Genomic DNA, 26,880 nt, shown 5'->3' with positions numbered 1-26,880 from the left:
AAAATTCTGGAAAATACTAACTAGAACAGTGGTCGCACTTGTTTTGTTATTCATTATTTTATTGATAGTATTTTCTATTCCCGCAGTACAAACTTCGGTCGCAGGTAAGATCACCGATTCCCTCAAAGAAAAGAACGATGTAAACCTATCCATTGGCAGGGTTTCACTGGGTTATTTCGGAAAAGTACGCTTAAGGGATATCTATGTGGAAGACCATCATAATGATACTCTGCTTACGGCGGAAGAGATGCGGTCTTCTATCCTAAGTCTTACACGGCTTATAAACAACAAACCCAGATTGGGAAGCACCCGTATTGATGGCCTGGACCTCAAAATGCGGCGTTATGAAGGGGAGGATAAAGATAACCTGGGGATTCTTATCGAAAAACTAAGGAAGCAGCCAACTGGAAATCCACCTGAATTCGAATTAACGGCCAGAGACGTACAGGTGCTTAACAGCCATTATAGCTTTATAGATGAAAACCTGGATAAGCAGGATGTAGTGATCCTGGATAGTTTGAACATCTATGCCAATGAATTGAAGATAGATGGTGATAATATAGACCTGGAAATCGCTAGCCTGAACGGCTATGAACAAAGGGGGATCAAAATAACCAACCTGGTCACTCAATTTCATTACGATCCCTCCAACATGAGCCTGGTTGATATGAGTCTTCAAACACCTGGTTCCCTGATTGACGCCGATCTTTACTTTAATTATGACCTGAGCGATTTTTCCGATTTTGAAAACCTTGTGCAGGTGGAAGCCAACTTCCGAGAAAGTATTATTTCCAGTGACGATCTGCAGGCTTTTTATGACGGTTTCGGAAAGGGACAAATCCTCCAGTTCAAAACAAAACTTACCGGTACTTTAAATGACTTTCAGCTTACCGATTTTGGACTTCAGGGACTGGACAGGACCACGATCTATGGCAATTTCGAGCTGAAGGGATCTTTCTCTAAAGACCCGTCTGAATTTAGTATGGATGGGAGTTTTTCAGATTTTAACACGAATTACTACGACATGGTGAATTTTCTTCCGGGACCTTTATTAGGAAAATTACCCGAGGAGCTTAGAGAATTTGGTAATGTGAACCTGAAAGGGAATACCTATGTTACCAATTCTTCTTTGATCGCCGATGTATATTTGAACAGTCAGCTTGGTGCCGCAGATGCCGATTTTACACTGAGAAATTTTAATAGTTCGAAGAACTCAACTTATAAAGGTAATTTGGTCTTTAAGGATTTCAACGTGGGTCGACTCATGGAAAACAAGCAATTCGGTAAGACCAGTTTTAATATTGAATTTGAGGGAGGTGGCTTCGATCCGGAACATCTCAACAGCCAGTTACGGGGAAGTATTTCCAAGCTTCAGTATAATAATTACACCTATACCAATCTTCGGGTGATCGGTAATCTACGAAACCCGGTTTTTAATGGTAACCTGGTTTCCAGGGATCCAAACCTGCAAATGGAATTCAATGGCCTGGTGGATGTTTCAGAAGAGATCAATGTATACGATTTTGAAGCCGCCGTGCAGTATGCCGATTTGAATACCCTGAATTTTGTGGACCGGGACAGCGTTTCGATTTTCAAGGGAGATGTGATCATGAATATGAAGGGGACGAATATAGACGATGCGTTTGGAGATATCCTGTTGCTCAACACCTCGTACCAGAACGAAGATGATCTTTATTATTTTGACGATCTGAGTATTTCCTCGAGCTTTGAGGGGCCTGTAAGAACCATTAGTATCAATTCTCCTGATGTGATAGACGGGCAGGTGAGGGGAGTTTTCAGTATTAACGAAGTAGGAGCTCTTTTCGAGAATTCACTTGGGAGTATCTACACGAATTACCAGCCCAGGACCATCACCACCAACCAGTTCCTCGAGTTCGATTTTGAGATCTATAACCAGATCGTTGAAGTTTTTTACCCTGAGATTGAACTGGCGCCAAACACCTTTATCCGGGGAAGGGTGGAGTCTGACGAATCTGAATTCAGGCTTACCTTCCGTTCGCCCAGGATCGATGTCTTCAATAATATGATGGAGGATGTGAACCTCCAGGTTGATAATACCAACCCCATTTACAATACGTTCTTCGAGGCCGATAGTGTTTCAACCAGGCTGTATAATTTCTCTGAATTCAGTTTTATCAACGTTACTCAAAGAGACACCCTTTTCATCCGTTCAGAATTCAGGGGCGGGGAAGATAATTCAGATGAATTTAATCTGAACCTGTACCACACGATCAACGAGGAAAATAAATCGGTGGTTGGGATACAGCGATCTGATTTCAAATTCAAGGAAAAGGTATGGTATCTCAACAAGGCTAATGTACGAAGTAACCGAATCGTTTTTGACAATAAGTTCAGGGACCTGAGCATAGATTCGCTGGTGATGAGCCATATGGATGAAGAGATCAGGCTAAGCGGGGTGATGCGGGATTCCACGTACAAGAACTTTCAAATGAGTTTTGATAATGTGGATATTGGAAAGATCACGCCCGAAATAGACAGTCTCGACCTTGCTGGAACCATTAACGGGGATCTGGACCTTTTGCAGGAGCAGGGTTTGTATTATCCAAATACCAAAATGCGAATAGACTCCCTTAAGGTAAATGATATTTTCCTGGGGGATCTCGATTTAAATGTGGAAGGAAATGAAGACCTCACCAATTATTCGGTTTACAGTGTTCTGAAAAAAGAGGGAATGGAATCGCTTTCCACCATTGGCGACATTAACGTTAGCGGGAACGAGCCTACTATAGACCTGGAAGTGAATCTCAACAGGTTGAACCTCGGGATTTTTACCCCGCTCGGGGCTGATGTGCTTACCGATATCAGGGGTTTTGCCTCCGGTAGGGCATTTGTTACCGGGAATTACAAGAATCCTGATTTTTCAGGTGGCCTGGAACTGAACCAGGCCGGGTTAAGGATACCCTATTTGAACGTGGATCTGAACCTTCAGCAGGCTGCGCAGGTGGATCTTACCAAACAGCAATTCGTATTCGATAATATCTCCATTGTTGACACTAAGTATAAAACACGCGGAAGGTTGGACGGCAGCATCTCTCACAAGGATTTTTCAGAATGGTTTCTCGACCTGGAGATCAGCTCAGACCGATTGCTGGTTCTGGATACCGAAGCCGATGAAGACGCCCTTTACTACGGAACCGCTTTTATTGATGGGGAAGCTACCATCAAGGGGCCTACCGATGAGCTGGTGATCGATGTGACTGCGGCTACCGAAAGAGGTACGGTTTTCAAGATCCCGTTGAGCGATACTGAATCGGTTGGGGACAATTCCTTTATTCGGTTTTTAAGCCCGGAGGAAAAAGCTGCACGACTGGCGGGGGAAGAAATTGAGATCCCTGAAGTTAAGGGGATCGAGATGTTGTTCGATCTTGATATCACCAACGATGCCGAAGTAGAAGTGGTGGTAGATAAGACCAGCGGCAGTACACTAAGGGGGCGTGGAGCCGGAAACCTGCTGCTGGAGATCAATACCAACGGGAAGTTCAATATGTGGGGAGATTTCATAGTTTATGAAGGAGTCTATAATTTTAAATATGCCGGTTTGGTTCAGAAGGTTTTCAACGTGGAATCTGGAGGGAATATTAACTGGGACGGTGATCCGCTGGATGCAAGCCTGGATGTGAGTGCCATTTATTCAGTAAATGCAAACCCGGCGGTATTATTAGAGAATCCATCGGTAAACCGTAAGATCCCGGTAGATGTAGTGATCAATCTCCAGGGGCAGGTAGAACAGCCGGAGATCACTTTCGATATCGAATTCCCCAACGCAAGTTCTACGGTAAAATCTGAATTACAATATCGTATAGATGATCGTGCAAGCAAGGAATTGCAGGCTTTATTCCTGGTAACCCAGGGAACATTTTACAGTGAATTCGGGCTACGTGGCGCCGCTATCTACGGAACCCTTGCAGAAAGGGCTTCCAGTATCGTGAACGATATTTTTGCCGATGATGACGGTAAATTCCAGGTAGGCGTCAATTACGTTCAGGGAGATCGAACGCCAGATCAGCAAACTGTAGACCGTTTTGGGCTTACGCTTTCCACCCAGATCTCAGACAGGGTCGTTATTAATGGCCAGGTTGGGGTGCCAATTGGTGGTATTACCGAATCGGTTATTATTGGTGACCTGGAAATCGATTTCCTTCTTAATGAGGAAGGAACGCTTCGTGCCAAGGTTTTCAATCGCGAAAGCAATATTCAGTTTATAGGAGAGGAGATAGGGTTCACCCAGGGGGTGGGGCTTTCCTATTCGGTAGATTTTGATACTTTTAAAGAGCTTTTAAGAAAGATCATGAATGCCGAACTGGTAAAAAATGCGGCAGAAGATGTACAACAGGAAAGACTTGAGACCATGGCGCCAGACTACATGAATTTTCCGGCCAAAAATTAAGAGCTTCAAAATTTTAATAATTTCTTAGTGTTCATTCGTGGACATCCCTTTAAATTTGAAGGAGAACTGGATTTGGGCTACGGCATCGAATTTAGTTTGTAGATTTATAATTCAATTTATGCTTTATGAGTAAAAAAGTAAGACGAATTGGGGTAATGACTTCCGGAGGTGATTCTCCTGGGATGAATGCTGCAATAAGGGCTGTTGTGAGAACATGCGCCTATTATCATACAGAATGTGTTGGTTTTTACCGTGGGTACCAGGGCATGATCAATAACGAATATGTTCCGCTTAATGCAAGGAGCGTTCGAAATATCATCAACCAGGGAGGAACCATTTTGCAAAGCGCCCGGTCCAAGCAGTTTATGACCGAAGAAGGTCGATCTCGCGCAGCAGAGAACCTTAAAAAGGCCGAAGTTGACGCCATGATCCTGATTGGAGGAGATGGAACTTTTCGCGGCGGACTGGCTTTGAGCCAGGAGCACGATATTCCGGTTATTGGAGTGCCAGGGACGATAGATAATGATATTAACGGGACTCATTATGCGATTGGTTATGATACGGCACTTAATACGGTGGTAGAGGCTATCGATAAGATAAGGGATACCGCGAGCTCGCATAACAGGTTATTCTTTGTGGAAGTAATGGGACGCGATGCTGGTTTTATTGCTCTAAACAGCGGAATTGGAGCAGGGGCCGAGGAGATTCTGATCCCGGAAGAAGACCTTGGAGTGGAGCGTTTACTGGATTCACTGGAGCGAAGTAGGAGAGCAGGAAAGACCTCGAGTATCGTGGTTGTTTCAGAAGGAGATAAAACAGGAAAGAATGTTTTTGAGCTGGCTGATTATGTCAAGAAGAACCTTCCGTATTATGACGCAAGGGTTACTGTGCTTGGACATATCCAGCGAGGTGGAAGGCCTACCTGTTTTGACAGGGTTCTGGCCAGCCGACTATCGGTAAAGGCAGTTGAACTACTGCTGGATGGTAAAAAGAACCTGATGGTTGGAATGATGAATAACGAAATAGAATCATGTAGTCTCGACCAGGCCTTGAAAGGAAAACATAATATAAACAAAGATCTGCTGAGGATCTCCGAAATCTTATCTACTTAATTATGAAGACGATCGCCATTATAGCTCATGACGGGAAAAAACCTGAAATGGTGCAATTTTTAAACGAACACCGTGAAATCCTCGATTCCAACCAGGTAAAGATGATTGCTACCGGAACCACAGGTTCAAAGACCGAGGCAGCCGGGTATAATGTTGAAAAGCTGCTTTCAGGCCCTGTGGGCGGAGATGCGCAGATCGCTGCCAGGATCGCTGAAAAGAAGGTGGATATGGTTATCTTTTTCAGGGATCCGTTGGACAAGCATCCTCATGAACCTGATATTTTCATGCTTATGAGGTTATGCGATGTTCATAATGTGCCACTGGCAACGAATCCTGCTACCGCCAGGTTATTGATCAAAGGTCTGTAAGAAGACCTTTTTTATTTTTACTGGAATCTAGAGTTTAACGGCTATTGCGCTTATCTCTACATTCACAAATTTTGGCAGATTTGCCACCTCCACGGTTTCCCTTGCTGGTGCGTCTTCAGAATCAAAATAGCGAGAATAGACTTCATTGATCTTCCCGAAGTTGTTCATGTCGCTTATAAAAATCGAGGTTTTTACCACATGGTGAAAATTAAGACCGGCCTCTTTTAAAATAGCTCGCAGGTTTTCCAGCACCAAAGTGGTCTCTTCTTCAAGATCATCGGTTTTGAGGTCACCCGTAGACGGATCAATTGCTATCTGTCCTGAAATATATAAGGTGTTTCCGGCAAAAACTGCCTGGTTATAAGGCCCTATCGGTGCCGGTGCAAATTTTGTTTGGATGATTTTTTTCATATTGAGAAAATTTAAATCTTTCTAACTTCTAACTTCAAACCTCGTACTTCAAACCTCGTACTTCAAACCTCGTACTTCAAACCTCGTACTTCAAACCTCGTACTTCAAACCTCGTACTTCTACCTTACAACTGCCTGTCTCTTTCCCTTCGCTTCTCATACTTGATATCCTTAAGCACATTTGCCTTGATCCTGATAAGGAAATTCCAGGATTTCCTGTCGCTGAACGGAACCCAGCTAAAACTCATCATCCAGCTGTCCAGGTCTCTTTGAAATCGAAGCTGGGTAAAGGTAAAGCCCCTGTCTACCAGGTCGTATCCAGAGCTAACCCCGATCTTCCATTTTGGAGCCAGTTCTACGTTTCCTGAAAACATGATGGAGTGGGTATTGATCTCGCTCTGCCTGGCATTGTTATTATAATTCATCGAGTAAGCCAGCCTAAGATCCCATGGGATGGTATAATTATACCACGAATTCTCATTTTCTTTTTCTTCACCTTCAAACGGGTCCTCGTCAAAGAGTTCTCCATCCTGGCCCATTCCCTGTCCGAAGAGGTTGTCTTTTCGTCCACCATTCCGGAAGGTTTCATTATCTATATTGTCATCTTCATCATCTTCCTCGCTTGCCTCAAAATCCTTGTTGGAAAACGAATAACCAAAATTAACACTTCCGTTGGTGAGCCTGAAAAGGCTGCCTCCATTTTCGATATTAAGTCTGTCTATCCTCCGGTTGTTGTTGTTCAGGGCATAGATGTCCAGGTTCCCCCCAAAGTTGATATCTAACTTGTTTTTCACGATGGGGATCGCTCCCCTCAGGGCAATTGGCGAAAGTTTTAGTGAATCTGCAGCCAGGTTGTAACTTGTGCTTACACTAAAGTTGTTGAGTAAGGTTATCTTTTTAGGTTCGATCTCCGTACTGTCTTTTGCGGTCACCTTGGCTTCCAGTTGATTAGATATATTAAAGCCCACGGAACTTGAAAAATTGCTTCCAGGCGCTCCGTATAGAGTTCCATCAAACCTGGAGTAGTCAACCAGTTCGATCTGGTTGGGATCTGCCAGGTCTGCTCTTTCATAGGTATCATAATACTGGTCAAAACCAGGTCTAATGCTATAACTTACCGAAGGTCTCATTACATGCCTTACGGCCTGTATCTTTTTGTCTGCTCCAAAATTTTTGATCCCGTAGACCGTCGTACCCATACTGGCATTCAAATTATAGGTGCGATAGGAGTCGAAGCCATTGATGGTATCTCTCACAACCTGGCCAAGAGCAGGATCGTAAGATTGTTCAAAGGTCCTTGAAACCCAGGTTTCCTCATAATTAGCACCGGTACTTACACTCAGGAACTTGAATAACTTGAAGTTAGTGGAAAGCGGGATCTGGTGTTGCGCACCCAGCCTGGCATCCCGAAACATTTCTGATTTGAAAAATAAGGAATCGGTAGTTTCGATCTGGTTTTCAGCGCGGAGGTTATATTGAAGGTTGATGTTATCTATAAATCCCTTTTTGGCTCCTACTTTTGGTGCGAAAGGAAATATCCTTGACATGCTAAGCTGAAGGGTTGGCAGGCTCATACTGATACTCTGGGTACGTGTATTTTGCTGGTGCCTGGCTGCAAGGCTCAGGTTTACCTGGGGTTCTCCTTCAAATGTTTTACTGTAGGATACCGATGAACTCAGGGTGTTGTTAAGGAAGTTCCCGGTATTCGCCTGGTTTATGGATTCCTGGTAATATTCACTACTTCCAAGATTTACCGAAGCAGAGAACCTGGAAGTTGGATTCGCCTTGGCATCCTGGTTATGAGACCACCGGATGTTATAACTGGATGATTCACTAAAATTTGGAAATCCTCGCTGGCTGTTGAATCGTTTCTCATACCTAACACTAAAATTTCCTCTAAAGCGGTACCTTAAAGCATAATTAGAGGTAAGCTCCATATTGTAGGTTCCGTTAGTGAAATAACTTCCCAGTGTTAAAAGATCTACATAATCACTGATGGCGAAATAATACCCACCATTTTGAAGATTAAATCCAAATTGGCTTTCTCCAACGGCAGGAATTATAAAACCGGATGTTTCTTCATCGGTTAATGGAAAATAACCAAATGGCAACCCAATTGGAGTAGGGACATCAGCGATGTACATGTTCACCAGTCCGGAAACGATTTTTTTATCGGGTACGAATTTGATTCGCCTGGCATAAAAGAAATAGTCTGGATCGTCAACATCTTCTGATGTGGTAAACCTTACATTTTGCATGAAATAGACCGAATCATTTTCACGCTTTGTCACCATGCCCTTTACGTTGAATTCGGCTTCCTTGGTCCTGGAGTTATATACCAAAGCACGTTCGGTATCAAAATTAAAACGAATGGAATCTGGCCTTACTTCACGTTGTGCCTGGGTGAATATAGGCGTCTGGGAATATACCCCAAGCGAATCTTCGATCCCGTAAGCATATACCTCATTAAGTTTATTATCTATTATTATAAGCCCTGCTTCAATGGTCATATCGCCGTACACTACCTTGGCTTCATTATACAGGTACATTTTGTTTTCCTTTGAACTAAGCCTCATATAGTCGGTAGCCGTATAATTTACAATATCGGTAAGAAATTGAGGTTTTCTAAGGGTATCGGTCTTTGTGGTATCCTGTTGCTGAACCTGGATATCTACTTCTGAAGTATTGACAGTTGCAGGAATTGAATCCCTTTCGGCTTCTACAGGAACCGAATTATTCTCTATTTCCTGTGCCTGCAGAATAAGGGAGAAGAACAGCGTGAAAACTAAGCAAAAAAGACTATTCGGGATATTTGTTTGCAATGCTTTAAGTGCTATTTTTGTACGGATTGGCTTGCTTTTTGCAAATCCAAAATTACATATATTTTTTCAGCTGACTTTGGCGAGCTAAGGAAAAATAGTAATTAAAATATTCACCCCAGTTAAGCGTTAGCCTTTTATGAGAACGAATTTACTTAGACTTTTCGTATTTCCAATTTTACTGATTGGTTTAACAATAAGCCTTAAGGCTGCTGAAGTTCCACCTTCGGCCGATAAGTTTGTTGTGGTTCTGGATGCAGGCCATGGTGGTAAGGATACAGGAAATATCGGTAATGGATATAAGGAAAAGGATATTGCACTTAGCATTGTGTTAATGGTTGGCAAAGAGCTCGAGAAGAAGGGTATCGAAGTAGTTTATACACGGGATAGCGATGTTTTTATACCTCTTGAAAAAAGAGGGAAGATCGCCAATGATGCCAATGCCGATCTTTTCGTTTCCGTTCATTGCAATGCTCATAGTTCACAGGCATATGGGACCGAAACCTTCGTTTTAGGGCTTCATCGTAACGAAACCAATTTTGAAGTAGCCAAACGCGAAAATTCGGTGATCTACCTTGAGGAAGATTATGAAGTTACCTATAGTGATTTTGATATCAATTCTCCGGAGTCCTTTATTGGCCTAACAATTATGCAGGAAGAATACTTGGATCAAAGCATCCTGCTGGCAGACTTTGTTCAGAAGGAATTCACAAACCAGCTCAAACGCAAGGACCGCGGTGTTAAACAAGCCGGTTTCATTGTGCTGCATCAAACTTATATGCCAAGTGTTTTGATTGAGACCGGGTTTTTAACGAACAACCAGGAGGGAGCTTATCTCAACAGTAACCAGGGCCGGCAAAAAATGGCCGAGGCGATCACCAGGGCAATCGTAGAATATAGTCATACTATTAACCTGAACACCCTGGAAAGTATTGCCCAGGAGCAAACCAATGTTGATGTTGAAACCAAGCCCGCTCAGCCAGAATCACAGATCTATCGCGATGTTACTTTTAAGGTTCAGATCGCGGCGGGATCTAAAAAGATAGACACCAAAGCTTATAATTTTAAGGGGCTTAATAATATCGTAAGGGAAAAGGAAGGTAAACTATTCAAATATTACTACGGAAGTACCTCTGATTATATTAAGATCCAGCAACTACATAATGAAGCCATAAAAATAGGATATCCAGATAGTTATATCGTTGCCTTTAAGAACGACGATAAGATTACGGTTAATGAGGCGTTAAATTCTGGAGTTAAATAGAATGCCTTTTCTATATTTATTTCTAAATTTGTGCGTATTCATTAAAAAATTTGCTTTTGAAGTATTCCAGAGAGGTCAAAACTGCCCTGCTAGCTATTATTGCAATAGCGATCTTAATTTTCGGTTATAGTTTTCTAAAGGGTGAAAATCTACTGGATAACAGCCGTACATTTTATGCAGTATATGAAGATGTGGAAGGTTTGTCTCCTTCTTCAGAAGTGACCATTAACGGGTTGAAGGTAGGAAAGATAACCAGTATCGATTTTCTCAATCGCGAGGGAGACCTTGTTGTGACGTTTACAGTTAAAACCGACTTCAGATTTTCCAAGAACAGCGAGGCCCAGATCTATGGAGGAGGTATTATAGGTGGGAAATCGCTTGCTATCGTACCCAAATATGATGAAGGTTCGGGTTGGGCAACCTCCGGTGATACACTATCTGGCGGAAAGGAAGAAGGGATCATGGAGCTTGTGAACGACAGGCTTACACCTCTTCAGAACAAACTCGAAGGCACCATTGTTAGTGCCGATTCCATGTTAACGGCCATTAATCAGATCCTTGACGATTCTACCCGTAATAATATACGCGGAACTTTTAAAAACCTTGATGCCACTGTGTCTTCCTTCCAGGTAACAGCTAACGAATTGCAGAATATCGTACAGGGAAATTCAGGTAAGCTGGACAGGACGTTCACCAATCTTGATGAAATGTCCACGAATTTCAATAAATTTTCAGACACGCTTACCAATATGAACATCAATAAGATCACTACCGATCTGGAAAAGGTGGTCGCTGATTTTGAAGCGGTGTCCAATAAACTGAACAATGGTGATGGTACGGCGGCAAGGCTGATCAATGACGATGCTGTTTACAATAACCTTGATAGAGCTACCAAACAACTGGAAGAATTGCTTCAGGATGTGAAGCTGAATCCGAAACGTTATGTTCATTTCTCAGTATTTGGAAAAAATCCGGGGCCTTACGATCCTCCAAAAGATTCTTTAAAATAACCAACCATGCAAATTCTTGCACAGATCCTTTTTGTAATTGCCTTAGTGGCAGGAATAGGCTTTTTTGCCAGAAATATTAAACGGGTAATCCGAAACATCAAACTGGGCAGGGAAGTAGACCGCTCAGACAGGTCTGGAGAACGTTGGGCAAAAATGGGTCGTGTTGCGATAGGGCAGAGCAAGATGGTGAAAAGACCTTTTGCAGGTTTTTTGCATATCGTTGTTTATGTAGGTTTTATCATCATCAATATTGAAGTCCTCGAAATTATTATTGATGGGATATTTGGTACCCACCGAATATTTTCCATTTTAGGCGGATTTTATGACGTCCTTATCTTCAGCTTTGAAATTCTTGCCTTCCTGGTACTTGTTGGAGTGATCGTTTTCTGGACGAGGCGTAATATTTCAAATATTCGCAGGTTTCTGGCCCGGGAACTTAAAGGCTGGCCAAAGAACGATGCGAATTATATCCTGTATTTTGAAATGATCCTGATGATCCTTTTCCTTACCATGAATGCTGCAGATTACCAGCTTCAGCTTAATGGTGTCGATGATTATGCATCGGAAGCCGGGATCAAGGGAAGTTTTCCTATCAGTCAGTATTTATTGCCATTATTGGATGGATTGAGCAATTCAACCTTGATCATCATCGAGCGAGTGGCCTGGTGGCTTCATATTCTAGGGATACTGTTCTTTCTGAATTACCTATATTATTCAAAGCATCTTCATATTATCCTGGCATTCCCAAATGTGTATTTATCAAAGCTAACTCCGCAGGGAGAGTTTGATAACCTGGAATCGGTTAAAAAGGAGGTGGAATTGATGATGGATCCCAATGCCGATCCATTTGCAGCACCAGCCGAAGGCGAGGAAGAGGAAGAACCGGAAAAATTTGGAGCTTCAGATATTTTTGACCTCAATCAGGTCCAGTTACTGAATTCCTACACCTGTACGGAGTGTGGACGCTGTACGGCTGAATGTCCGGCTAACCAGACCGGGAAAAAGCTTTCACCAAGAAAGATCATGATGGATACTCGTGACCGCGTGGAAGAGGTTGGAGAGATCATCAACAAGAATGGTAAATTTGAGGATGATGGTAAAAAACTGCTCGACGATTATATATTAAGAGAAGAACTCTGGGCCTGCACTACCTGTAATGCATGCGTGGAAGCCTGTCCTGTAGGTATAGACCCGCTTTCTATCATCGTGGATATGCGAAGATACCTGGTTATGGAAGAAAGTGCCGCTCCAAATGAACTGGCGATCGCGATGACCAATATCGAGAATAATGGTGCACCTTGGCCTTATAATCAAATGGATCGTTTGAACTGGGCAAAGGAAAAATAAATTAAGTAATTAAAGAATAAGATAAAGATCAGCAATATGGCAGAAGCACTAAAGGTTCCTACAATGGCCGAATATATGGCAGAAGGTAAAAAACCCGAAGTATTGTTCTGGGTGGGATGTGCCGGTAGTTTCGACGATCGGGCCAAAAAGATCACCCGGGCCTTTGTTAAGCTGTTGCACCAGGCAGGAGTTGATTTCGCTGTGCTTGGAACTGAAGAAAGCTGTACCGGGGATCCTGCAAAAAGAGCCGGGAACGAATTTCTTTTCCAGATGCAGGCCGCGACTAATATCGAAGTTCTGAACGGGTATGAGATCGAAAAAGTAGTAACTGCCTGTCCGCATTGCTTCAATACCATAAAAAATGAATATCCGGCCCTGGGTGGAAACTATGAAGTGATGCATCATACACAGTTTCTGAAAGCTCTTCTAAACGAAGGAAAGCTGAAGGTTGAAGGCGGCAAGTTCAAAGGCAAGAAAATAACCTTCCATGATCCCTGCTACCTGGGACGTGCGAATGATGAATACGAGGCACCTCGTGACCTGCTTAGAAAACTTGAGGTTGAACTGGTAGAAATGCGAAAATGCAAGAAAAATGGACTTTGTTGCGGTGCAGGTGGAGGACAGATGTTCAAGGAGCCGGAACCTGGAAATAAAGATGTGAATATCGAAAGAACCGAGCAGGCTCTGGAAACCCAACCCGAAATAATCGCAGCAGGTTGCCCTTTTTGCAATACCATGATGACAGATGGTGTTAAGAACAAGGAAAAAGAAGACAGCGTGGCAGTAATGGATGTGGCAGAACTTATTGCCCAGGCTGAAGATCTTTAAAAATTCACAAAAGTTAAAACACGGTACTATATTTGAGCTGAGGGCTAAAAGAATTAGATTTGTAACAATTCAAATGTAGCCCTTATGTTAGTACCTTTCGAAAGTCTTCCCGATACTGCAAGAGTCTGGATCTACCAGGCCAACAGGTCGTTCACCCAGGAAGAAGTTCAGGAAATAGCCTCAAAATTAGACGCCTTTATCGAAAAGTGGACTGCGCACGGAGCAGACCTAAAAGCTTCTTACGAAATCAAATACAGGCGTTTTATAACTATAGGACTTGATCAGCAGCTTAATGCAGCATCAGGATGTTCTATAGATGCATCTGTACATTTCATTCAGCAACTGGAAAAGGAATATGATGTGGATCTGCTCGATAAAATGAATGTGTCCTACAAGCAGGGTGAATTCATCGCCTATAAGAGTTTAGCCGATTTTAGAAAAATGGCTAAACAACGCGCCGTATCGGCAAATACCATCGTATTTAATAACCTTGTAAACAATAAAGCCGAATATCTCAATGACTGGGAGGTACCGGCATCAGAAAGCTGGCATAAACGATTTTTGAATTAATGAAGTTGAGATCGCCCTGGATTACCGGATTCTTTTTTATTCTTTTCCTTATTCCCAATGCTTTAACCGCGCAGATCACAAACCCCTTAAGGGCTGAAGATCACGTAGCCCAGAAGCAATGGGTGGATAGTATATACAACGCCATGAACCTTGAAGAAAAGGTGGGGCAGTTGTTTATGGCGAGTATCTGGTCTAGGAACGATAATGAGGCAGATACCATCCGGAAGCTGATAAAGGAGCATCATATTGGGGGTCTTATCTTTTCAAAAGGCGGTCCCATAAAACAGGCAAAGCTCACCAATGAATTCCAGGAAATGTCCAAAATTCCTTTATTGGTGGGAATGGATGCGGAATGGGGGCTGGCCATGAGACTGGATAGTACCTATGCATTGCCATGGAATATGACCCTTGGGGCGATCCAGGATAGCCGTTTGATCGAAAATGCTGGGGCTGCGATTTCCCGGCACGCCAGAAGGCTTGGTGTACACTTCAATTTTGCCCCGGTAGTTGATATCAATACCAATCCCCTGAATCCAATAATCGGGAACCGCTCATTTGGAGAGGATAAGCTTAATGTAACTCTGAAGTCTCTTGCGTTCATGCGTGGGATGCATAGGGAAGGTGTTTTAAGCTCTGCAAAACACTTTCCGGGTCATGGAGATACAGATACCGATTCACACAAGGCCCTGCCCATCATCCAATTTTCAGCTAATCGTATCGATGAAATAGAACTTTATCCTTATAAGGAATTGATCCCGGAAGGTCTAAGCAGTATTATGGTGGCTCACCTCGATGTGCCCCAGCTGGAACCTGCGGAAGGTCTTCCTGCTTCGCTTTCAGAAAATATTGTTACAAATATTCTCAAAAAGAATATGGGCTTTAATGGCCTGATATTTACCGATGCTCTTGGGATGAAAGGGGTTTCCAGGAATAAAAAGCCTGGTGAGGTGGATCTGGATGCTTTCCTGGCCGGAAACGACGTGCTTTTGATGAGTGAAAATGTAGGGAAGGCATCGAATAGCATTATCGAAGCTTATAACTCCGGCATCATTTCAGAAGAAAGGCTGGAATTGTCCGTGAAAAAGATCCTTTATGCCAAGTATAAAGTTGGCCTGAATAACTTTAAGCCCATTGAACCCGACTACCTGTTTGATGAACTGAATACAAGTCGGGACCAGGCGCTACTGGAAGATCTTTTCGAGAATGCCGTAACGCTTTTGAAGAATAATAAAGCGGCCGTGCCGGTTAAGAAGTTGGATAAGCAAAAGATCGCCTACGTAAATTTTGGTGATGCAGATGGCAGCCCTTTCCTCGAACAAATGCGAAAGTACAGCAGGATAGACTGGGTTAAAGCCGAAAGATTACCAGATCTGTTGAGTAAACTTGAAGATTATACCTATGTAGTTATAGGTTTTCATAAGTCTGATAAAAGCCCGTGGGCATCTTATAAATTCTCTCAAAAAGAACTGGTTTGGCTTCACGAGATCGCACGACAGAATAAAACGGTTCTTTCATTATTTGCAAGGCCTTATGCCTTGATGGATGTGAAAAGCTTCGCCAATCTGGAAGGCATCGTTGTAGGGTATCAAAACCATCCTGTAGCACAACGAAAAGTCGCTCAGGTTTTGTTTGGAGGATTGCCGGCAAAGGGAAGACTTCCGGTTAGTATCTACCATGAATTTCCTGAAGGGACCGGTTTTAATACAAAAGCTGTAGACCGCCTGTCTTATGGGATTCCCGAACAGGTAGGTATGAATTCTGCCAGGCTGAACAAGATCGATAGTATCGTGAACTATGCGATACAGGAAAAAATGGCTCCCGGGGCCCAGGTTTTAATTGCCAGGAAGAACAAGGTGATCTATCAGAAAAATTTCGGTTATCAAACCTATGATAAGAAGCTTCCTGTTACAGATACGACCATCTACGACCTGGCTTCCCTAACCAAGATCCTGGCCACCCTTCCAATCGTTATGAAGCTGGACCAGGAAGGAGTCATTGATTTTGAAACCAGGCTGGAAGAATTGTTACCGGTTTTTGCCAATTCAAATAAAGGAAAGATCAAACTTCAGGACATGTTGATGCATTATGCGCGTCTACAGGCCTGGATACCATTTTATATTTCTACGTTAGAGCCCAAGACCCGGAAACTTTCACCCGATTATTACAGTGAAATTCCGTCAGACATCTATAATCTACAGGTCGCAAAGAATATGTACATCAGGAAGGATATTGGAGATACCATTGTAGATGTGATCAAAAAGAGTGAATTAGAGCGTCGGCTTCAGTATAAATACAGCGATTTACCCTATTACCTGCTGAAATATTACCTGGAAGGTCATTATGAATCCAGTCTTCAGGATATCACCCAGGAAGAATTATATAAACCTATTGGAGCTTCCTATACCGGGTTTGTTCCGCTTACCCGCTTTGACAGCCTGCAGATCGCGCCAACCGAAGATGACAGGCTATGGAGAAGGCAGGTGATAAGAGGCTATGTACATGACCAGGGCGCGGCCATGCAGGGCGGAATTGGAGGTCATGCAGGCCTTTTCAGTAACGCAAATGATGTTGCCAAGATCATGCAAACCTTTTTAAACGGTGGTAGTTATGGGGATGAGCGTTTATTCGATAAGGAAATAATTGATAAATATAATACCTGCTATTATTGCGAAGATAATGTACGCAGGGGAGTGGGCTTCGATAAACCACAGTTAAGCGGGGGTGGTCCCACCTGTGCCTGTGTTTCCATGATGAGCTTCGGGCATAGCGGCTTTACCGGAACATTTGCCTGGGCAGATCCTGAAGAAGAGATTGTTTACGTATTTTTGTCTAACAGGACCTATCCAGACTCTAATAACCGAAAGCTTATTCGTGCGGATATTCGATCTGAAATACAACAAATCATTTACGAATCTATTGATTATTAATACATGAAAATAGCCATTGTTTGTTATCCCACTTTTGGTGGGAGTGGGGTTGTCGCCACCGAGTTGGGCCTGGCCCTTTCGAAAAGAGGGCACGAGATCCATTTTGTGACCTACAAACAACCGGTGAGACTGGAAACCATATCCAGTCATATCAGGTTTCATGAAGTAAATGTACCGGAATATCCTTTATTTCATTACCAGCCTTACGAGCTTGCACTGAGCAGTAAACTGGTAAACGTGGTAAAAAATTACGGAATCGAGCTGTTACATGTACACTATGCCATCCCTCATGCGTATGCTGGTTATATGACCAAAAAGATGCTTGAGGAAGAAGGGATATCGCTGCCCATGGTAACCACGTTGCACGGAACCGATATTACCCTGGTAGGGAATCATCCGTTCTATAAGCCTGCGGTTACCTTCAGTATCAACAATAGTGATTTCGTGACCTCGGTTTCGTTAAGTTTACGAGATGACACCATGAAGTTTTTTGAGATCACTAAAGAAATAGATGTGATCCCTAATTTTATAGATTTCTCTAAGTTTCAGCAGAAAAGTTTTACCGATTGCCAAAGAGAATTAATGGCAAATGAGGATGAAAAGATCATAACCCACGTAAGTAACTTCCGCAAGGTGAAACGAATCGAGGATGTGGTGAATATTTTCTACAGAATTCAGAAAGAAGTAAAGGCCAGGCTTATGATGGTAGGTGAGGGGCCCGAGCGGGAGGTAGCTGAACAATTAGTAAAGGAGCTGAATATTCGCGACCGCGTTTTGTTCCTGGGACAAAGTAATGAAATAGATAAGATCCTGTGTTTTTCAGACTTGTTTTTACTGCCTTCAGAAACTGAAAGCTTCGGTCTTGCTGCACTTGAAGCAATGGTTCACTCTGTGCCTGTAATATCTTCAAATACAGGAGGCTTACCTGAGGTTAATGTTGACGGGTTTTCGGGTTATCTACACGATGTTGGCGATGTAGACAGCATGGCTCAAAGCGCGATTTCAATACTTAAGGATCCTGGTAAATTAAGTAAGTTTAAAAGTCAGGCCAAGGAGGCTGCGAAGAGATTCGATATCAACGAGATCGTTCCCATGTACGAAGATCTTTATAAGCAGGCGAAGATTAATGCATAAAAAAAGTGGAGACTCCAATGAGCTCCACCTTTCCTTTCTTAAACCTATTTAAGAAAATCTAAAACTGATATCGTATCCCAATCGCAACATCGGGAGTAAAATCGTCGTGGTCGTCATAATTCGAAAATCCTATCTCCGGTCTAAAATCCAGCGAAAGTAATAAGGGGAAATCAAAATTATATTCGATACCTATATCACCTGCAACGAGCGCAAATAAACCGTCGTTGTTGTGCCTGTCGTCGTCATAGTTTCCTAATCCGGCACCAGCACCAACATACCAGTTGAACCCGCCTTCGATATTCCATACCCATTGGTAAAGACCTACTAGTTTGATCGCACTAAAATTGCTATCATCTCTCCAGCCCAGGTCGAATTCCAATCGGTTATTATCGCCGCCAATAGCTCTCTGGTAGGAGACTTCAGCCCCATATCCGCCGCCGCCACCTATACGCAAACCAATGGCATTATCGGCAATTTGCTGGGCATTCGCCTGATTACAAAACACACCGCCTAGAATAAAGGCTGCAATAAGAACAAGTTTTTTCATGTTAGATCGATTTGATTTTTGACAAATTTATAAGTAATAGCATAATGCAAACGCAGCCTGCAGCAAATCTATTGTTAATATTATTTAAAAAACTGTTAAGTCTGCAACCTGAAAACTTCTAAATTTGAGTATGGAAAAGACTGATGCCCTTCATAAATTATCCAAGGCACTTAGCGGAAAGCTTTACTACGATGCTCTGTGGAAAAGCATATATGCTACAGATGCCTCTGTTTATCGCGAGGTTCCGCTTGCGGTTTGTTACCCTTTGAACGAACAGGATATTATTACCCTCATTGAATTCGCCAGAAAGCATAAAACCTCCCTTATTCCAAGAACTGCGGGAACTTCACTGGCTGGACAGTGTACCGGGAATGGTATTGTGGTGGATGTTTCAAGGAATTTTACAGATATCCTGGAAATTGATGTGAAGAAAAAAAGAGTATGGGTGCAGCCAGGGGTTATTAGAGACGATCTTAACAGGCGACTCGAGAAATACGGACTTTTCTTTGGCCCTAACACATCAACCTCGAACAGGTGTATGATAGGAGGAATGGTAGGTAATAACTCAAGCGGAACCACTTCTATTAAATTCGGAACCACCAGGGATAAGGTTATATCCATAAAATCAATCCTGAGTGATGGGAGCATGGCCGAATTTCGGAATCTTTCAGAACAGGAATACCAGGAAAAACTGGGCCTGGAGAACCTGGAAGGCGAAATATATCGAAGCCTGGACTCCAAATTAAAAGACCCTGCGAATCAGAAAGAGATCAGGGAGAAATATCCTCCTGCAAGTTTACACCGAAGGAATACGGGTTATGCCCTTGACGAATTATTAGACTGCCAGGTTTTTCAGGAAAGCCAGAAACCATATAACCTTTGCCGACTTATCGCGGGAAGCGAAGGTACCCTGGCATTTATTACCGAAATATGCCTTGAATTGGATTCATTGCCTCCAAAACATACAGCGATGGTCGCAGCACATTTCGCCAGTATCGATAACTGTATGAAGGCTGTGGTGCCCGCCATGAAACACTCCCTTTTCACCTGTGAGATGATGGATAAGGTGATCCTGGATTGTACGAGCGAGAATTTGAAATACAGGGAAAACCGGTTTTTCATTGAAGGGGACCCGGAAGCAATCCTGATGCTCGAATTGCGTTCACATTCCCAAAAAGACCTGGAAGAGCAACTGAAAGCCCTGCAGGAAACCCTGGAAGACGCCAACCTGGGATACTCGTTTCCGGTGCTATATGGAGAACAAATAGAGCTTGCCCTCGAACTTCGAAAGGCCGGGCTTGGCCTGTTGGGCAATATGAGAGGTGACCGGAAAGCTGTTGCCTGTATCGAAGATACAGCCGTGGCTCTGCCAGTACTGGCTGATTATATCTCAGAATTCAGCGGCATCATGAAGGGATACGATCAGCAGGCTGTGTATTATGCACATGCCGGTGCTGGAGAGATCCATTTAAGGCCTATTCTGGACTTAAAAAAGTCTGAAGACGTAAAACTGTTCAGAAGCATCACGACCGATGTAGCAAAGCTGGTAAAAAAATACAATGGCTCTCTTAGTGGAGAACACGGAGACGGGCGTGTACGTGCAGAATTCATCAAACTGATGTATGGAGACCATATCTACCAAATGCTTAAAGACGTAAAACAGGTATTTGATCCAAACAACCTGTTCAATCCCGGGAAGATCGTGGATGCTCCTCCAATGGACAGTTCTCTAAGGTACGTCCCGGATCGCAAGGAACCCGAGATCGAAACCATTATGGATTTTTCAGACGCCGATGGGATCCTTAGGCTGGCCGAAAAATGTAACGGTAGCGGAGATTGCAGAAAATCGGTGGAAGCAGGTGGGACCATGTGTCCCAGTTATCGTGCGACCAAGGATGAAAAAGATACCACCCGTGCCAGGGCCAATGCCTTAAGGGAGTTTTTAACCAATTCAGATAAGGTAAATAGGTTTGATCATCCGGAATTAAAGGAAGTTCTGGACCTGTGTATTAGCTGTAAGGGCTGTAAAAGCGAATGTCCTTCTAATGTGGATATGGCTGCCTTAAAAGCTGAATTTCAGCACCAGTATTATAAAAGTCACAAACCAAGCTTTAGAGATAAGGCCTTTGCGAATATCACCCGGCAGAATGCCATGGCCTCAAAAGTTCCTGGGATCTCAAGATTCCTGCTTTCGAATTCCTTTACTTCTGGAATCGCGAAATCAATGCTGGGCGTGGCGAAAGAACGTCAACTGCCTGTGATTGAAAAGCAGAGCCTAAAGGCATATTATTTGTCTCATAAGAACAAGTTCCAGAAACCAGATTGCATTAAAACGGTATACCTTTTTAACGATGAGTTCACCAATTACCTGGATGTGAAGGTGGGTAAGGATGCGCTAAACCTGCTGGCTAAACTGAATTACCAGGTTAAACTGGTAGATCACCCGGAAAGTGGGCGTAGTTATCTTTCCAAAGGTTTTCTCACCGAAGCAAAAAAACTGGCCAATGAGAACATAAGGATTTTTAAAGACCTTATAGATGAAGATCATCTTTTGATAGGAATCGAACCTTCAGCTATCCTGAGCTTTAGAGACGAATATTTGAGATTGGCAGACGATAAGCAGGCTGCAAAGAAGCTTTCGGCTAATACGTTCCTGATCGAGGAATTCCTGAAACAGGAAATCGCCAGTGGGAATATCAGGGAAGAACAGTTCACAAAAAAGAAAGCCACTGTTAAAATCCATGCGCATTGCCATCAAAAAGCCCTGTCCAATTCAAGCAGGACTTTTGATATACTGAACTTGCCGAAGAATTATAAAGTTTCCATCATAGCTTCCGGTTGTTGCGGGATGGCGGGTTCATTTGGTTATGAAAAGGAGCATTACCAGATTAGTATGCAAATTGGTGAGAATTCGCTTTTTCCAGCTATCAGGAAAGCTGATAGGTCTGTGATCATCTCGGCAAATGGTACTAGCTGCCGGCACCAGATCAAAGATGGCACCGGGCGTACTGCTCAGCACCCTGTAAGTATACTTAGAAATGCCTTGAAAAAGCAGTAATAAACAAAGTTTTGTTAATGCATCTTAAATCTTATAGCCGCCCAACTTCAAAATCTTACATTTAGCCAGATTCAAATAATAGAGGATGAAGGAAGGATTACAGATTGAGGAATTAGAGCAGGAAATTGATAAACTTCGTCAGAAAAACGCAGACCTGAAAAAGCAGGCTTTTGATTATGAAAAACATATATCTAATCTTGAAAAAAAGCTATACCAGTATAAGGGCGTTATCTATTCATCCTCTGCTCTTATAACATTCCTGAAAGGACCAGATTATATTATCGAGTTCGCTAATAGGCCCATTTTAAAGGTTTGGGGAAAAGGTGATAGGATAGAAGGCAAAGCATTGTTCGATGTGTTACCTGAACTAAGAGAACAGGGTATTGAAACGTATTTAAACCAGGTTTTTTATAAAGGAATTCCGTATCACGCCCAAGGCCTCCCCATAGAACATGAGGTTGACGGAAAGTTGATCAGGTCTTATTTCGATTTTTCCTATACTCCTCAATACGATGCAGAAAAGAATATAATCGGGATTGGTGTGATCGCCCAGGATGTCACAAATCGTGAACTCCTAAATGACCAGGTTCGTAAAAGAGAAAAGGAATTCAGCGAACTAATAGATTTTATGCCCCACAAGATCAGTCTTGCTAATCCTGAGGGAGAGCCGGTATTTTTTAATAAAAGCTGGCAGGATTATACCGGTAAACCTATGGAAGAGCTCATCCAGGAAAAGTGGTGGTCTGCAATTCATCCAGATCAATTGGATAAAGCCCAGAATGAGGTGAATGAAGCACTTTCCAGGGTGAAGGATCTCGATATGGAATTATTAATCAAAGACCGAGAAGGAGAATATAAATGGCATTTGTATCGTACTATCCCGGTTCTGGATGATAAGGGAAGCCTGTCTACCTGGATTAGTTCAAGCACCGAAATACAGAAACTTAAAGAAGTAGAGCAGGGGAAGGAAAGTTTTCTAAAGCTTGTAAGTCATGAACTTAAAACCCCGGTAACTTCCATAAAAGGCTACGTACAACTTCTCTTAAAGATGATCCGTGATAAAAATGGAGAGACCGATATTCCCGTACAGCCTTACCTGGGAAGAATTGAAGATCAAATTGAACGATTGATCGTTCTCATCTCGGAGATGCTGGATCTATCAAGAATAGAGACCAATGAAATGAAAATGCAGCGGGAGGAATTTCAGTTAAATGAGCAGGTAGAAAATATTGTTCAGGAGGTTTCAGATACCCATAGCGATATCGAAATTGTGCTTAATCATGAAGCTAGTTGTCTGGTGGAGGCCGATAGAAACAGGGTTGGCCAGGTGCTTATTAATTTTCTTACCAACGCCTATAAATATTCTCCTGAAGAAAAAAACGTGGAGGTTAAGATCCACAAGTATAACGATGATTTTGCCGCAGTAACTGTTAGTGATAAAGGAATAGGCATTAGGGAGAGAGACAGGAGGAATATTTTTAAACGCTTTTACAGGGTTGAATCTAAGAACGAAAACACCTATTCAGGTTTTGGTATAGGACTTTATTTATCAAAAGAGATTATTGAAAGGCATAACGGAAAAATTATTTTAGAAAGCGAATACGGAAAGGGATCTGAATTTACATTTACACTACCTTTAAAATCATAAAAAATGGCGAGAATTTTAATAGTCGATGACGATCAAACAATAGGGATCATGATCCAGGACATTCTTGAGTTCAAAGGCCATAACGTGGTGGTCACCCAGCAGCCCGCTACCACAAAAGACCAGATTCTCCAGCATGATATTGAACTGGTTTTACTTGATAAGCTGATCTCTGGGGTAGATGGCACCGATGTGTGTTCTGAACTTAGAAAAGATGAACGTTTCAAAGATCTGCCAATCATCATGATGTCTGCACTTCACAATGTAGATGAAATCTGCCGGGAGGCCGGAGCGACCGAGTTCCTATCTAAGCCTTTCGATATGGACACACTTATTGCTGCGATAGACAGTATAGTGAATGGTGAATCACAGAATTAATATAAAATCAGGATCGATTCAGCAGTAAACAGCCGTTTTTATTTAAAAACTGGAAAGAATTCAGGCAAATTTCTGATTCATCTCTGGGTTTATTATTGATCAAATTTTTTAAGCTACATTGAACGCATAAAATGCAACCTGCTGCACAATAAGCAGGAATCCATTTTTAAATATGTGCTTAAAAAATTACATTTGTTCAAAATCCTTTAGATGCCCGGAAATTCCTTTGGTAATTTATTCAAATTAACCACTTTTGGTGAGTCACATGGTGTGGCCATTGGTGGGATCATAGACGGTTGTCCAGCCGGTCTCGAAATAGATGTTGAAAAGGTTCAGAACGACCTGGATAGAAGACGTCCGGGCCAGTCGGCCATCGTTACCCAGCGTAAAGAGCCGGATACCGTTGAATTTTATTCCGGAATTTTCGAAGGAAAATCCACGGGAACACCAATTGGTTTTGTGATCAGGAACGCAAACCAGAAATCCAAGGATTACTCTCACATAAAAGATACTTACCGCCCGTCACATGCCGATTATACCTATGATGAAAAATATGGTGTAAGAGATTATCGCGGTGGTGGAAGGTCATCTGCCAGGGAAACTGCCTGCAGGGTGGTTGCCGGAAGCATCGCAAAACAATTGCTGAAGGATATAAAGATCAATGCCTTTGTTTCCTCCGTTGGAAAAATGGAATTACAAAAAAATTATTCTGAGCTGAATTTTTCAGAAATTGAAAAGAATCCAGTTCGTTGCCCCGATCCTGAAATGGCTCGCGAAATGGAAGCCTATATCAAGGAAATTCGTTCCGAAGGTGATACCGTGGGAGGCACCGTGCAATGTGTGATCAAAAATGTACCGAAAGGATTAGGCGAACCGGTCTTTGATAAACTTCATGCTGAACTTGGCAAGGCTATGCTTTCCATCAATGCCGTTAAAGGATTTGAATACGGAAGCGGCTTTGAAGGAACAAAGATGAGAGGCAGTGAACATAACGACCATTTTAATACAGATGGTTCAACCCAGACCAATTTAAGCGGAGGCATCCAGGGAGGTATTTCCAACGGCATGGACATCTACTTTAAAGTAGCCTTTAAACCGGTTGCGACACTTATGCAAAAACAGCAAACCATTAACTCTAAAGGTGAAGAAGTGGAAATGCAGGGTAAGGGAAGACATGACCCATGCGTGGTTCCCAGGGCGGTTCCTATTGTGGAAGCTATGGCCGCATTGGTTTTAGCCGACTTTTACCTTCAGAATAAATCCTCTAAAATCTAAATTTAGAATATCAAAGAATGAAAAAACTTGCACTGCACTGGCAGATATTATTAGGAATGGTTGCAGGGGTACTCTTCGCCCTGATCCTAACCAATTTTAGCTGGGGAGCCGATTTTGTTAGCGACTGGATCAAACCTTTCGGAAACATTTTCATCAATGCCCTTAAATTAATCGCAGTGCCTTTGATCCTGGCATCTTTAATAAAAGGTATCTCGGACCTTAAGGATATTTCGAAATTATCCAAAATGGGAACCCGTACCATCGCTACATATATAGTGACCACGGTTATTGCGGTCACCATTGGTTTGGTGATGGTTAATATAGTTGGTCCCGGAAGAACAATTTCAGACGAGACCAGGAACGACCTAATTACCAGTTATGAGGGAGATGCCTCGGTAAGAATCTCAGATGCTCAAAAGCAGAAAGATGCCGGTCCCTTGCAGGCCCTGGAAGACCTGGTGCCCAGCAATATAATTGGTGCAGCAGGGGATAACGGGAATATGTTACAGGTGATCTTTTTCGCCATCTTCTTCGGAATTGGTTTGATCCTCATTCCTGAAAAAACGGCCAAGCCTGTAAAAGATTTCTTCGACGGCTTTAACGAGGCCATCCTGAAAATGATCGATTTGATCATGCTCACAGCTCCTTATGGCGTATTTGCCCTTCTGGCTGCCCTCGTGGTAGAATCACCTAGCACCGACCTTTTTGCTGCGCTGGCCATGTATGCCTTAACCGTATTGATTGGTCTTGCTATGATGATTGGAGTTTATATCCTACTGGTATGGATATTCACCAAAAACACGCCTTCTTTCTTTATCAACGGGATATCTCCTGCCCAGCTTCTGGCATTTTCTACAAGTTCCAGTGCGGCCACGCTGCCGGTTACCATGGAGAGAGTAGAGGAACATATGGGAGTAAATAAGGAAGTTACCAGTTTTGTCCTGCCAATTGGTGCTACCATCAATATGGATGGAACCAGTTTATACCAGGCAGTAGCGGCGATCTTTATTGCCCAGGCCTTTGGAATGGACCTTACCTTAGGAACTCAGTTGGGAATCATAGCTACCGCTACTTTGGCCTCCATTGGTTCTGCTGCTGTACCGGGAGCCGGAATGGTAATGCTGGTGATCGTACTGGCCCAGGCAGGAATTCCTGAAGCCGGTCTGGCTTTGATCTTTGCAGTAGACAGGCCGCTTGATATGTGTAGAACGGTAGTGAATGTTACGGGTGATGCAGCGGTTTCTTTGATGGTCGCAAAATCGGTAGACATGATGGGCCCGCCGAATGTAAAGGAATGGGATGATAATTATCACCCGGAAGCCGAAACAGTTTCAGAAAAGGCCTAATCCAGGAATTTAGCTTTTAGTTCGGGAGTAGGGATCATGCATTGTTCCTTTTTCCCGAACCACTTATATCGGTTTTTCGCTATAAAATCATAGATCCTGTCACGCATAACTTCGGGTATAAAAAGAAAATTCTTCAGTAAGGAATAACCTCCTGATAGATCTCTTGCTATCTCCAGGGCGGCGGTGGATTTCCTGTAGTAGGCAACCCCAGGCTCAATGAGCATGATTGAATCGATCTCCTCCTGATCCATTCCGCGTTCTTTTACCAGTTCCTTTCCCAGTTCGCTTTGCAGCGAGGCATACCGGAATACATCCTTTTTATCGTGTTTGATGATGAACTGAACGGCACCATCGCAAAGGTTGCAAACTCCGTCGAACAGGATGATCTTTTTATTTTCAGGTAATTGAGCCAT

Annotated in this window: 19 protein-coding genes; 15 read left to right on the top strand and 4 right to left on the bottom strand. The window is 42.9% G+C overall.

Going from position 1 to position 26,880, the window contains the following annotated elements; genetic code table 11:
- Positions 1–28: 28 nt before the first annotated feature.
- From MKO06_RS11090 to MKO06_RS11080, 3 genes are all read left to right on the top strand, one after another.
- On the top strand, positions 29–4,429 hold the full coding sequence (locus tag MKO06_RS11090; protein WP_256946176.1) for a translocation/assembly module TamB domain-containing protein: 4,401 nt from the start codon (positions 29–31) through the stop codon (positions 4,427–4,429).
- 125 nt (positions 4,430–4,554) lie between these two features.
- The gene (gene pfkA, locus MKO06_RS11085) at positions 4,555–5,541 is read left to right on the top strand and encodes a 6-phosphofructokinase (RefSeq protein ID WP_241551239.1); all 987 of its coding nucleotides are present in this window, start codon (positions 4,555–4,557) and stop codon (positions 5,539–5,541) included.
- A 2-nt stretch (positions 5,542–5,543) separates the two neighbouring features.
- Positions 5,544–5,909 (top strand): methylglyoxal synthase, encoded by a 366-nt coding sequence (locus MKO06_RS11080; RefSeq protein WP_241551238.1) that lies wholly within the window; start codon positions 5,544–5,546, stop codon positions 5,907–5,909.
- Positions 5,910–5,936: 27 nt separating this feature from the next.
- Here MKO06_RS11080 and MKO06_RS11075 read toward each other — a convergent pair whose 3' ends face one another.
- Positions 5,937–6,320: a RidA family protein gene (locus tag MKO06_RS11075; RefSeq protein ID WP_241551237.1), complete on the bottom strand. Its 384-nt coding sequence runs from the start codon at positions 6,318–6,320 to the stop codon at positions 5,937–5,939.
- 124 nt (positions 6,321–6,444) lie between these two features.
- The gene (locus MKO06_RS11070) at positions 6,445–9,141 is read right to left on the bottom strand and encodes a putative LPS assembly protein LptD (RefSeq protein WP_241551236.1); all 2,697 of its coding nucleotides are present in this window, start codon (positions 9,139–9,141) and stop codon (positions 6,445–6,447) included.
- Positions 9,142–9,277: 136 nt separating this feature from the next.
- On the opposite strand from MKO06_RS11070, the gene MKO06_RS11065 reads away from it, so the two are divergent.
- The 7 genes from MKO06_RS11065 (at position 9,278) to bshA (ending at position 18,218) form a co-directional block, all read left to right on the top strand.
- Positions 9,278–10,402: an N-acetylmuramoyl-L-alanine amidase family protein gene (locus tag MKO06_RS11065; protein ID WP_241551235.1), complete on the top strand. Its 1,125-nt coding sequence runs from the start codon at positions 9,278–9,280 to the stop codon at positions 10,400–10,402.
- 56 nt (positions 10,403–10,458) lie between these two features.
- The gene (locus MKO06_RS11060; protein WP_241551234.1) at positions 10,459–11,412 is read left to right on the top strand and encodes an MlaD family protein; all 954 of its coding nucleotides are present in this window, start codon (positions 10,459–10,461) and stop codon (positions 11,410–11,412) included.
- A 6-nt stretch (positions 11,413–11,418) separates the two neighbouring features.
- Positions 11,419–12,759, top strand: a complete 1,341-nt coding sequence (locus MKO06_RS11055; protein WP_241551233.1) for a 4Fe-4S dicluster domain-containing protein — start codon at positions 11,419–11,421, stop codon at positions 12,757–12,759.
- 36 nt (positions 12,760–12,795) lie between these two features.
- The gene (locus MKO06_RS11050; protein ID WP_241551232.1) at positions 12,796–13,587 is read left to right on the top strand and encodes a (Fe-S)-binding protein; all 792 of its coding nucleotides are present in this window, start codon (positions 12,796–12,798) and stop codon (positions 13,585–13,587) included.
- 84 nt (positions 13,588–13,671) lie between these two features.
- On the top strand, positions 13,672–14,157 hold the full coding sequence (locus MKO06_RS11045; RefSeq protein WP_241551231.1) for an ABC transporter ATPase: 486 nt from the start codon (positions 13,672–13,674) through the stop codon (positions 14,155–14,157).
- Entirely contained in the window at positions 14,157–17,084 is a 2,928-nt protein-coding gene (locus MKO06_RS11040) for a serine hydrolase domain-containing protein (protein ID WP_241551230.1), read from the top strand. The genes MKO06_RS11045 and MKO06_RS11040 overlap by 1 nt, the downstream gene beginning before the upstream one ends.
- A 3-nt stretch (positions 17,085–17,087) precedes the next feature.
- A complete protein-coding gene (bshA, locus tag MKO06_RS11035; RefSeq protein WP_241551229.1) occupies positions 17,088–18,218 on the top strand; it encodes an N-acetyl-alpha-D-glucosaminyl L-malate synthase BshA in 1,131 nt (376 codons plus the stop codon).
- Between the two features lie 58 nt (positions 18,219–18,276).
- On the opposite strand, the gene MKO06_RS11030 is transcribed toward bshA, so the two are convergent.
- Positions 18,277–18,765 (bottom strand): hypothetical protein, encoded by a 489-nt coding sequence (locus tag MKO06_RS11030; protein ID WP_241551228.1) that lies wholly within the window; start codon positions 18,763–18,765, stop codon positions 18,277–18,279.
- 130 nt (positions 18,766–18,895) lie between these two features.
- Here MKO06_RS11030 and MKO06_RS11025 point away from each other — a divergent pair, with 130 nt between their 5' ends.
- The 5 genes from MKO06_RS11025 (at position 18,896) to MKO06_RS11005 (ending at position 26,467) form a co-directional block, all read left to right on the top strand.
- Positions 18,896–21,823 (top strand): FAD-binding and (Fe-S)-binding domain-containing protein, encoded by a 2,928-nt coding sequence (locus tag MKO06_RS11025; protein WP_241551227.1) that lies wholly within the window; start codon positions 18,896–18,898, stop codon positions 21,821–21,823.
- An 85-nt stretch (positions 21,824–21,908) separates the two neighbouring features.
- Positions 21,909–23,471, top strand: a complete 1,563-nt coding sequence (locus MKO06_RS11020; RefSeq protein ID WP_241551226.1) for a PAS domain-containing sensor histidine kinase — start codon at positions 21,909–21,911, stop codon at positions 23,469–23,471.
- A gap of 3 nt (positions 23,472–23,474) precedes the next feature.
- Positions 23,475–23,846, top strand: a complete 372-nt coding sequence (locus MKO06_RS11015; protein ID WP_241551225.1) for a response regulator — start codon at positions 23,475–23,477, stop codon at positions 23,844–23,846.
- Positions 23,847–24,056: 210 nt separating this feature from the next.
- Entirely contained in the window at positions 24,057–25,121 is a 1,065-nt protein-coding gene (gene aroC / locus MKO06_RS11010; RefSeq protein ID WP_241551224.1) for a chorismate synthase, read from the top strand.
- 17 nt (positions 25,122–25,138) lie between these two features.
- Positions 25,139–26,467 (top strand): dicarboxylate/amino acid:cation symporter, encoded by a 1,329-nt coding sequence (locus tag MKO06_RS11005; RefSeq protein ID WP_241551223.1) that lies wholly within the window; start codon positions 25,139–25,141, stop codon positions 26,465–26,467.
- Here MKO06_RS11005 and MKO06_RS11000 read toward each other — a convergent pair.
- A complete protein-coding gene (locus tag MKO06_RS11000; protein WP_241551222.1) occupies positions 26,464–26,880 on the bottom strand; it encodes a thiol-disulfide oxidoreductase DCC family protein in 417 nt (138 codons plus the stop codon). The two genes, MKO06_RS11005 and MKO06_RS11000, sit on opposite strands and share 4 nt — an antisense overlap.

This window comes from Christiangramia oceanisediminis, assembly GCF_022570735.2.
GTDB lineage: Bacteria > Bacteroidota > Bacteroidia > Flavobacteriales > Flavobacteriaceae > Christiangramia > Christiangramia oceanisediminis.
This window is presented reverse-complemented; position numbering and strand designations above follow the sequence as displayed.

Excerpts from the sequence above, each read along its gene's own strand:
- pfkA (WP_241551239.1), top strand. The coding sequence starts at position 4,555 with ATGAGTAAAAAAGTAAGACGAATTGGGGTAATGACTTCCGGAGGTGAT.
- MKO06_RS11080 (WP_241551238.1), top strand. The coding sequence starts at position 5,544 with ATGAAGACGATCGCCATTATAGCTCATGACGGGAAAAAACCTGAAATG.
- MKO06_RS11075 (WP_241551237.1), bottom strand. The coding sequence starts at position 6,320 with ATGAAAAAAATCATCCAAACAAAATTTGCACCGGCACCGATAGGGCCT.
- MKO06_RS11065 (WP_241551235.1), top strand. The coding sequence starts at position 9,278 with ATGAGAACGAATTTACTTAGACTTTTCGTATTTCCAATTTTACTGATT.
- MKO06_RS11055 (WP_241551233.1), top strand. The coding sequence starts at position 11,419 with ATGCAAATTCTTGCACAGATCCTTTTTGTAATTGCCTTAGTGGCAGGA.
- MKO06_RS11050 (WP_241551232.1), top strand. The coding sequence starts at position 12,796 with ATGGCAGAAGCACTAAAGGTTCCTACAATGGCCGAATATATGGCAGAA.
- MKO06_RS11045 (WP_241551231.1), top strand. The coding sequence starts at position 13,672 with ATGTTAGTACCTTTCGAAAGTCTTCCCGATACTGCAAGAGTCTGGATC.
- MKO06_RS11040 (WP_241551230.1), top strand. The coding sequence starts at position 14,157 with ATGAAGTTGAGATCGCCCTGGATTACCGGATTCTTTTTTATTCTTTTC.
- bshA (WP_241551229.1), top strand. The coding sequence starts at position 17,088 with ATGAAAATAGCCATTGTTTGTTATCCCACTTTTGGTGGGAGTGGGGTT.
- MKO06_RS11030 (WP_241551228.1), bottom strand. The coding sequence starts at position 18,765 with ATGAAAAAACTTGTTCTTATTGCAGCCTTTATTCTAGGCGGTGTGTTT.
- MKO06_RS11025 (WP_241551227.1), top strand. The coding sequence starts at position 18,896 with ATGGAAAAGACTGATGCCCTTCATAAATTATCCAAGGCACTTAGCGGA.
- MKO06_RS11020 (WP_241551226.1), top strand. The coding sequence starts at position 21,909 with ATGAAGGAAGGATTACAGATTGAGGAATTAGAGCAGGAAATTGATAAA.
- MKO06_RS11015 (WP_241551225.1), top strand. The coding sequence starts at position 23,475 with ATGGCGAGAATTTTAATAGTCGATGACGATCAAACAATAGGGATCATG.
- aroC (WP_241551224.1), top strand. The coding sequence starts at position 24,057 with ATGCCCGGAAATTCCTTTGGTAATTTATTCAAATTAACCACTTTTGGT.
- MKO06_RS11005 (WP_241551223.1), top strand. The coding sequence starts at position 25,139 with ATGAAAAAACTTGCACTGCACTGGCAGATATTATTAGGAATGGTTGCA.
- MKO06_RS11000 (WP_241551222.1), bottom strand. The coding sequence starts at position 26,880 with ATGGCTCAATTACCTGAAAATAAAAAGATCATCCTGTTCGACGGAGTT.